This window comes from Streptomyces sp. NPDC056503, assembly GCF_042794995.1.
GTDB lineage: Bacteria > Actinomycetota > Actinomycetes > Streptomycetales > Streptomycetaceae > Streptomyces.
In genome coordinates, this window is the sequence record NZ_JBHTST010000008.1 from 101025 (window position 1) to 109167 (window position 8143).

Annotated in this window: 6 protein-coding genes; 4 read left to right on the forward strand and 2 right to left on the reverse strand. The window is 73.1% G+C overall.

The genetic code is table 11. From position 1 onward, the window contains the following. Positions 1 to 142: 142 nt before the first annotated feature. Positions 143 to 1507 (reverse strand): PspC domain-containing protein, encoded by a 1365-nt coding sequence (locus tag ACFQ8C_RS04480; RefSeq protein ID WP_383452161.1) that lies wholly within the window; start codon positions 1505 to 1507, stop codon positions 143 to 145. Positions 1508 to 1664: 157 nt separating this feature from the next. Between ACFQ8C_RS04480 and ACFQ8C_RS04485 the strand changes: the two genes are divergently transcribed. After that, the gene (locus tag ACFQ8C_RS04485; RefSeq protein ID WP_383452163.1) at positions 1665 to 2930 is read left to right on the forward strand and encodes a PspC domain-containing protein; all 1266 of its coding nucleotides are present in this window, start codon (positions 1665 to 1667) and stop codon (positions 2928 to 2930) included. Next, positions 2927 to 3658: a LuxR C-terminal-related transcriptional regulator gene (locus ACFQ8C_RS04490; protein ID WP_383452164.1), complete on the forward strand. Its 732-nt coding sequence runs from the start codon at positions 2927 to 2929 to the stop codon at positions 3656 to 3658. The genes ACFQ8C_RS04485 and ACFQ8C_RS04490 overlap by 4 nt, the downstream gene beginning before the upstream one ends. Before the next feature lie 39 nt (positions 3659 to 3697). Here ACFQ8C_RS04490 and ACFQ8C_RS04495 read toward each other — a convergent pair whose 3' ends face one another. After that, positions 3698 to 4813, reverse strand: a complete 1116-nt coding sequence (locus ACFQ8C_RS04495) for an NlpC/P60 family protein (protein ID WP_383452166.1) — start codon at positions 4811 to 4813, stop codon at positions 3698 to 3700. A 345-nt stretch (positions 4814 to 5158) separates the two neighbouring features. Between ACFQ8C_RS04495 and ACFQ8C_RS04500 the strand changes: the two genes are divergently transcribed. Beyond that, a complete protein-coding gene (locus ACFQ8C_RS04500; RefSeq protein ID WP_355729886.1) occupies positions 5159 to 5512 on the forward strand; it encodes a hypothetical protein in 354 nt (117 codons plus the stop codon). A gap of 113 nt (positions 5513 to 5625) precedes the next feature. Further along, positions 5626 to 8097, forward strand: a complete 2472-nt coding sequence (pcrA, locus tag ACFQ8C_RS04505) for a DNA helicase PcrA (RefSeq protein ID WP_383452168.1) — start codon at positions 5626 to 5628, stop codon at positions 8095 to 8097. Positions 8098 to 8143: the final 46 nt, after the last annotated feature.

The following is an 8143-nucleotide window of genomic DNA, read 5'->3' on the forward strand; positions in this document are numbered from 1 at the left end:
CAGGCCGGCCACCCCCAGCGCGCCGCACATCACCGGGACCGCCAGCCACCACGGGGCCGACCAGGCGCCGGCCAGCTCCCCGCCGTAGGCCCCGGCCAGGGCGAGGGAGGCGACGCCGACGACCAGTCGGCCCGGACGGAACTCATGAAGCAGCACGGGTGACCTCCACCTGTCCAAGACCGACCTCGAGCGAGAGGTCCAGCGTCCCCGCCGGGTCCGTCCCGGCGGGCGGGTTCAGCGTCCGCGTCTCGTCGCGGTCGGGGGCGACGTCGATGTCGTCCGGCGCCTGCCCGGGCAGTTGCAGATCACCGAGACCCACCTGGGCGTGGAGCTTCACCACCACGTCCTGCGGCACGATCACCTCCAGCTTCCCCGCGCCCACGTCCACCGCCGTCGACACCGTCTTCCCCTCGGGCACGGACAGCCGGGACAGGTCCAGCGTCCCCACCCCCGCGCCGAGGTCGTACTGTGGCCGCACCGCGGCCACCGTGGCCGGCGTCCACGTCTGACGCGTCCAGTCCGTGGTGATCTTGTCCGGCAGGGCGATCGCACCGGCCAGCAGCGCCGCCGTCACCACCGCCTGGAAGATCGTCCCGAAGCCGGTGCGCCCCAGGAAGCTGCTGACGACCAGCCCCAGACCGAACACCGCGAGCGCGGCCGCGAGCCCCGTCGCCAGACTGGTGCCCAGCGGCTGCGACTCCCACGTCAGGGCCGTGCCCGTGATCGCGGCGCCGAGCGCGAGCAGATGGACGAGACCGGCGATCGAGTACGGACTGCGCCGCACCGAGGGCTCCGGGCGCCCCTCGGCGGCCGGCGGGCCCCACTGGCTGCCGGGCTTCGGCACCTCGCCGCCGACCTTGCCCTCGTCGTCGACGATGCCGTGCGGGCCCCACAGGTAGCCGATGGCCACCTTGCCCGTCGACCCGTCCTTCACGATCGGATCGCGCCACCACGAGCCCATCTCGATGAAGGTCAGCGGCGGCGCCTTCGCCTCCGGCGGGACCGGGACCCGCCCGTGCGGCGCCTTCGGCTTCGCCTCCGGGGTGCCCTCGGCCTCCCCCTCCGGCAGCGACGTGCGCCGCTGCGACCAGTAGGCCGCGCCGCCCGTCGCCAGCGTCAGCAGCACCGCGAAGCCCAGCAGCGAACCCGTGCGCAGCATCGAGAGGAAGATGCCGCAGCCCACCAGCGCCATGAGTATCGCGGCGAGCGAGGCACCGGACACCCGGCCGGTCAGCAGCCGCCGGCCCTCGCTCTCCTCCTCGCCCGCGAGCGGGATCACCAGCCACGCGAAGCCGTAGAAGATGAGGCCTATGCCGCCCGTCACCGCCAGCACCGACAGCACGATCCGGAAGATCACCGGATCCATGTCGAAGTGCCGGCCGAGACCGCCGCAGACCCCGCCGACCACTCGGTTCGTGCGCGAGCGGCGCGGGGGCACCGCGGGCGCGGCACCGGCCGCCGGTGGGGCCTCGTGCTGCGTGTGCTGCGAAGGCGTCGAACTCGTCATGCGTCCATGGTGACCGCCCGTGACCCCAGGACGGCACCGGGATCGACCCTGGCACGACCCTGATATTCGACGGCGCCGCGACCCCGAGGCGATCCCGGGGGCGATCTCAGGGCGGACCCTGATACCCCGGGACCGCCGGACGTGTGACGATCGGTGCATGTCCGCAACCGCTCGTGTCACCGACACCGACGAACCGCCCGTGCGCAGGCTCTACCGGAGCGCCGACGGGCGGTGGCTCGGCGGTGTCGCGCGCGGCCTCGCGGGACACCTCGGACTGCCCGTCGCGTGGGTGCGCGCCGTCTTCGCGGTGCTCGTCCTCACCGAGGGCCTCGGACTGCTGCTCTACGCGGTCTTCTGGATCGTCGTCCCGCTCGGCGTCGGCGGCAAGGCCGAGCCCCGTCCGCTCTTCGAGACCACCGAGGACGGCAGACACCGGCTCCGCAAGCCCGACCGCGGCCAGATCCTCGCCCTCGTCGCCCTCGCGATCGGCGCGTCCGTCTTCATCGCGAACCTGCGGCTCGACGGCGAGACCGGGCGGTACGTGTGGCCGACGCTGCTCATCGGCGTCGGTGTGGTGCTGGTGTGGCGGCAGGCGGACAACGCCCGCGCCGACGTCTGGACCGGCCGGGGCGCCAAGCACGGCCGCGGCTTCCACCTCGTGCGGGGACTGGTCGGCGTGGCCCTGGTCGGCACCGGCCTCGCCGTCTTCGTCGTCGTGCGCGGCTCCGTCGCCCAGATCGGCACCGCGCTGACCGCCTCCGTCGCCGTCCTCACCGGCATAGCGCTGCTCGCCGGCCCGTGGCTGATACGGATGTCGCAGGACCTCACCGCGGAGCGGACCCTGCGCATCCGCGCCCAGGAGCGGGCCGAGGTCGCCGCGCACGTCCACGACTCCGTGCTGCACACCCTCACCCTGATCCAGCGCAACGCCGACGACGCCGGCGAGGTCCGCCGGCTCGCCCGCGCCCAGGAGCGGGAGCTGCGGAACTGGCTCTACAAGCCCGAGGGCACCGGCAAGGACGAGGAGCCCGAGACCCTCGCCGAGGCGGTGAAGCGGGCCGCCGCGGAGGTCGAGGACAAGCACGGCGTGCCGCTGGAGGTCGTCGTCGTCGGCGACTGCCCCCTCGACGAGAAGCTGACCGCGCAGATGCAGGCCGCGCGCGAGGCGATGGTCAACGCCGCGAAGTACGGTGGCGAGGGCGGGGCGGTGCAGGTGTACGCCGAGGTGGAGGGGCGCACGGTGTTCGTCTCGGTGCGCGACCGCGGCCCCGGTTTCGACCTGGACGAGGTGCCCGAGGACAGAATGGGCGTACGAGAATCGATCATCGGCCGGATGCAGCGCAACGGCGGCACGGCCCGTCTGCGTGCCGTACCGGGCGGGGGCACGGAAGTCGAGCTGGAGATGGAGAGGGCGGACGGATGAGTGACGAGACCGGGGCGACGGCCGGAGCCGACGGGGAGACGGGGCCGGGTGCGGCGGGCGGCGCCGGACGCCGGGTGCGGGTCGTCCTCGTCGACGACCACCGGATGTTCCGCACCGGCGTGCAGGCCGAGATCGGGCGGACCGACGTCACCGGGGTCGAGGTCGTCGGAGAGGCGGCCGACGTCGACCAGGCCGTCACCGTGATCACCGCCACCAGGCCGGAGGTCGTCCTCCTCGACGTCCATCTGCCCGGCGGCGGCGGGGTCGAGGTGCTGCGCCGCTGCGCCGGGCTGATGGCCGCCGCCGAGGACCCGGTCCGTTTCCTCGCGCTCTCCGTCTCGGACGCGGCGGAGGACGTGATCGGCGTGATCCGGGGCGGTGCCCGCGGCTATGTCACCAAGACGATCACCGGCTCCGACCTGGTGGACTCGATCTTCCGGGTGCAGGAGGGCGACGCCGTCTTCTCCCCGCGCCTCGCCGGCTTCGTGCTGGACGCCTTCGCCTCCACCGACGCGCCCCCGGTGGACGAGGACCTGGACCGGCTGACCCAGCGGGAGCGGGAGGTGCTCCGGCTGATCGCCCGCGGTTACGCGTACAAGGAGGTCGCCAAGCAGCTCTACATCTCGGTGAAGACCGTCGAGTCGCACGTCTCCGCGGTGCTCCGCAAGCTCCAGCTCTCCAACCGGCACGAGCTGACCCGCTGGGCCACCGCCCGCCGTCTGGTCTGAGCCCGGTCCGCCGGGGTCTCCCAGGAGGCGCCCGGCGGTTCAGGCGACGCGGGTGGCGCCCGCGAAGGGCATCTCGTCGATCGGCGCGACGCGGATGGGGGCGCCCGGCCGGGGCGCGTGGATCATCTGGCCGCCGCCGATGTAGAGGCCCACGTGGCTGATCCCCGAGTAGAAGAAGACCAGGTCGCCCGGGGCCAGCTCGGAGCGGGAGACCCGGCGCCCGGCGTTGATCTGGGTGTACGTGGTGCGCGGCAGGGAGACCCCGGCGGCGCGCCAGGCGGCCTGGGTGAGCCCCGAGCAGTCGTAGGCCGAGGGTCCGGTGGCGCCCCAGACGTACGGCTTGCCGAGCTGGGCGCGGGCGAAGGAGACGGCCGCGGAGGCGCGGCCGGTGGTGGGGGCGGCGACTGGGACCCGGTCGCCGGAGGAGCGGTCCGCCCGGGCCGTGGCGCCACCCGGGACGGCGGTCGCGGTGGCGTCGGTGGTGCCGGCCGTGGGTGTGGTGCGGGCGGCGACGGCCGCCTCGTACCGGGCCCGCTCTTCGGCGGTGAGCCGGGCCAGGAGTCGGCGGGCGGCGGCGAGCTTGCCGAGGACGGTGGCCTTCTGGCGCCGCAGCTCGGCCTCGTGGCCGCGCAGGGCGGTGAGCCGGCCGGCGGATTCGGTGCGCAGCTGGGCGAGGCCGGAGAGTTCCCGGCGTACGGCGGTGATGGCGGTGGCCTGCCGGTCGCCGGCCTTCTGGGCGAGGGCGGCCCGCTCCAGGTAGTCGTCCGGGTCCGAGGTGAGGGCGAGCTGGACGGCCGGGTCGAGTCCGCCGGAGCGGTACTGGGCCGCGGCGACGGCGCCGAGGTCGCGGCGGGCGGTGTTCAGCCGATCGGTGCGGCGGGCGGCCTCGTCGCGGAGCCGGTCGAAGGAGGCGCGGGCGGCGTCGGCCTGCTCTTTCGCGCCGTTGTACCGCTCGGTGGCGGCCTCGGCCTCCTGGTAGAGCCGGTCGACCTCGGTCCTGACCTGGCCGGTGGTGCGGCCGGGGCCGGCGGGGTCGGCGTGCCCGGAGCCCTCGAAGAGGGTCGTGGTGGCGGCGGAGGCGAGGGCGAGCGTGGCGGCCGTTCGGGCCGCGGGACGGCCGAGCGGGAACGGCCGGGGTTTTCGGTGAGCTGCCACGAGGGCGGGTCACATCCTCTCCCTGTGGGGGACGGTGCCGGCCGGGGCCGGCGGCGGACCGCACAGGGGAGACGGGCCGCCGCCGGGGTTCTCCGGCGGGGATGGCCGGCACCGCCGGGTGGTCCGGCGGGGTGGGGCGCCGACCACCTGGGGCAGGACGCTAGACCCGGGGGTCACGCCACGGCGGGGGTTTGACCGCTATTGGCGCCCGATGACGCCCGGAGACCGTTTCCTTTCGCCGTCCGGGGCGGTCGGCGAAGGTTTCCGTGGAGCGGGCGACCGAAGCGGGGGAGTGGGTGGACCCGCCCGGGAGGTGGTGCTAGGGGCCCGGTTAGGCTCCGCCCCATGGACGTCCTCATCAATGTCTTCGTCGCGCTCCACATCATCGGCATCGCCTCCCTGCTGGGCGGATTCCTCACCCAGATGAAGGCGATCGGGGCCGGCACGGCCCGCTTCACCCCCGCCATGCTGCACGGCGCGCTGACCATGCTGGTCACCGGCGTGGCCCTCGTCGGCCTCAACCAGGCCGACGACCAGACGGTCAACAACCTCAAGATCGGCATCAAGCTGGCGATCCTCGTGGTGATCCTCGGCATCGTCTACGTCAAGCGTGACGAGGAGACCGTCGACAAGGGCCTCTTCGGCGCCGTCGGCGGCCTGACCACGGCGAACATCTTCATCGCGACCCTCTGGGTGTGAGGCGCGACCCCCGGGGGCGGGGTCCCGAGGCCCCCGGGGGTGCGGTCCGTCACGCCCGGGACCTGACGAAGGCGGGACCGGATGTCGGCGCGGCGTCCTAGACTCGTGAGGCGATGAGCAGCCTCTTTGACGACAGCTTCCTGGCCGGCCTCCAGTCCCACTCCCCGGAGGACGCCCCGCCCCCGCCCGAGGACGACGAGCACGGCGCCCCGGCCGCGGAGGAGGTTCCGCACGACCTGTTCGGGGAGCACTTCGACGCGCCCCCGCCCCGGGACCCGTACTACCGGGACGGCGCCCCCCGCCCCGCCGTGGACCCGGCCGCCCTGCTGGACGGGCTGAACGAACAGCAGCGGGCCGCCGTCGTCCACACGGGTTCCCCGCTGCTCATCGTGGCCGGCGCCGGATCCGGCAAGACCCGGGTGCTCACCCACCGCATCGCCCACCTCCTGGGCACGCGGCACGTGCACCCCGGCCAGATACTGGCGATCACCTTCACCAACAAGGCCGCCGGCGAGATGAAGGAGCGCGTCGAGCAGCTCGTCGGCCCGCGGGCCGCCGCGATGTGGGTGATGACCTTCCACAGCGCCTGCGTCCGCATCCTGCGCCGGGAGAGCAAGAGGCTGGGCTTCACGTCCTCCTTCTCGATCTACGACGCCGCCGACTCCAAGCGCCTGATGGCGCTGGTCTGCCGGGACCTGGACCTCGACCCGAAGAAGTTCCCGCCGAAGTCCTTCAGCGCCAAGATCTCCAACCTGAAGAACGAGCTGATCGACGAGGAGTCCTTCGCCGACCAGGCCGCCGACGGTTTCGAGAAGACGCTGGCCGAGGCGTACCGGATGTACCAGGCGCGCCTGCGCGAGGCGAACGCGCTGGACTTCGACGACATCATCATGACGACGGTCCATCTGCTCCAGGCGTTCCCGGACGTCGCCGAGCACTACCGCCGCCGCTTCCGCCACGTCCTCGTCGACGAGTACCAGGACACCAACCACGCCCAGTACACCCTGGTGCGCGAGCTGGTCGGCACCGGTTACGCGGACCTCGACCCGGCCGAGCTGTGCGTGGTCGGCGACGCCGACCAGTCGATCTACGCCTTCCGCGGCGCGACCATCCGCAACATCCTCCAGTTCGAGGAGGACTACCCGGACGCGACGACGATCCTCCTGGAGCAGAACTACCGCTCCACCCAGACGATCCTCTCCGCGGCCAACGCGGTCATCGAGCGCAACGAGTCGCGCCGCCCCAAGAACCTGTGGACCAACGCCGGCGCGGGCGCCCGGATCACCGGCTACGTCGCGGACACCGAGCACGACGAGGCGCAGTTCGTCGCCGACGAGATCGACCGGCTCACCGACGCGGGCGACGCGAAGGCCGGCGACGTCGCCGTCTTCTACCGGACCAACGCCCAGTCCCGCGTCTTCGAGGAGATCTTCATCCGCGTCGGACTGCCCTACAAGGTCGTCGGCGGCGTGCGCTTCTACGAGCGCAAGGAGGTCCGGGACGTCCTCGCCTACCTGCGCGTCCTCGCCAACCCCGAGGACAACGTCCCGCTGCGCCGGATCCTCAACGTCCCCAAGCGCGGCATCGGCGAGCGCGCCGAGGCGATGATCGACGCCCTCTCGCTGCGCGAGAGGATCACCTTCCCGCAGGCGCTCAAGCGGGTCGACGAGGCCTACGGCATGGCCGCCCGCTCGGCCAACGCCGTGAAGCGGTTCAACACCCTCATGGACGAGCTGCGCACCATCGCCGAGTCCGGCGCGGGCCCCGCCGTCGTCCTGGAGGCCGTCCTGGAGCGCACCGGCTACCTCGCCGAGCTCCAGGCCTCCACCGACCCGCAGGACGAGACCCGGATCGAGAACCTCCAGGAGCTCGCCGCGGTGGCCCTGGAGTTCGAGCAGGAGCGCGGCGAGGAGGAGGGGGCGGGCACGCTCGCCGAGTTCCTGGAGAAGGTCGCGCTCGTCGCCGACTCCGACCAGATCCCCGACGAGGACGAGGAGGGCACCGGCGTCATCACGCTGATGACCCTGCACACCGCGAAGGGCCTGGAGTTCCCGGTGGTCTTCCTCACCGGCATGGAGGACGGCGTCTTCCCGCACATGCGGGCCCTCGGTCAGACGAAGGAGCTGGAGGAGGAGCGGCGCCTGGCGTACGTGGGCATCACCCGCGCCCGCGAGCGGCTCTACCTCACCCGCTCGTCGATGCGCAGCGCCTGGGGCCAGCCCTCGTACAACCCGGCCTCCCGCTTCCTGGAGGAGATCCCGCCGGCCTACCTGGAGTGGAAGCGGACGGGGCCGGTGGCGAAGCCCGCCGGGCCGACCTCGGGGATCACCTCCTCGCTGACGGCCTCGCTCTCCTCGTCGCGCGCCCGCTCCGGCCCGTCCGGTTTCGCGACCCGCCGCGCGGGCGGGGCGGAGAAGCCGGTGGTCTCGCTGGCGATCGGCGACCGGGTCACCCATGACCAGTTCGGTCTCGGGACGGTCCTGGCGGTGACGGGCGGGGGTTCGGACGCGCAGGCGACGATCGACTTCGGCGACGAGAAGCCGAAGCGGCTGCTGCTGCGGTACGCGCCGGTCGAGAAGCTGTAGACGGTACGGCGGAGGGCCCGGTCCGATGGACCTGTCTCTTATACAC

Bases quoted from the DNA above. Each gene is read 5' to 3' on its own strand.
- ACFQ8C_RS04480 (WP_383452161.1), bottom strand. From the start codon at position 1,507: ATGACGAGTTCGACGCCTTCGCAGCACACGCAGCACGAGGCCCCACCG.
- ACFQ8C_RS04485 (WP_383452163.1), top strand. From the start codon at position 1,665: ATGTCCGCAACCGCTCGTGTCACCGACACCGACGAACCGCCCGTGCGC.
- ACFQ8C_RS04490 (WP_383452164.1), top strand. From the start codon at position 2,927: ATGAGTGACGAGACCGGGGCGACGGCCGGAGCCGACGGGGAGACGGGG.
- ACFQ8C_RS04500 (WP_355729886.1), top strand. From the start codon at position 5,159: ATGGACGTCCTCATCAATGTCTTCGTCGCGCTCCACATCATCGGCATC.
- pcrA (WP_383452168.1), top strand. From the start codon at position 5,626: ATGAGCAGCCTCTTTGACGACAGCTTCCTGGCCGGCCTCCAGTCCCAC.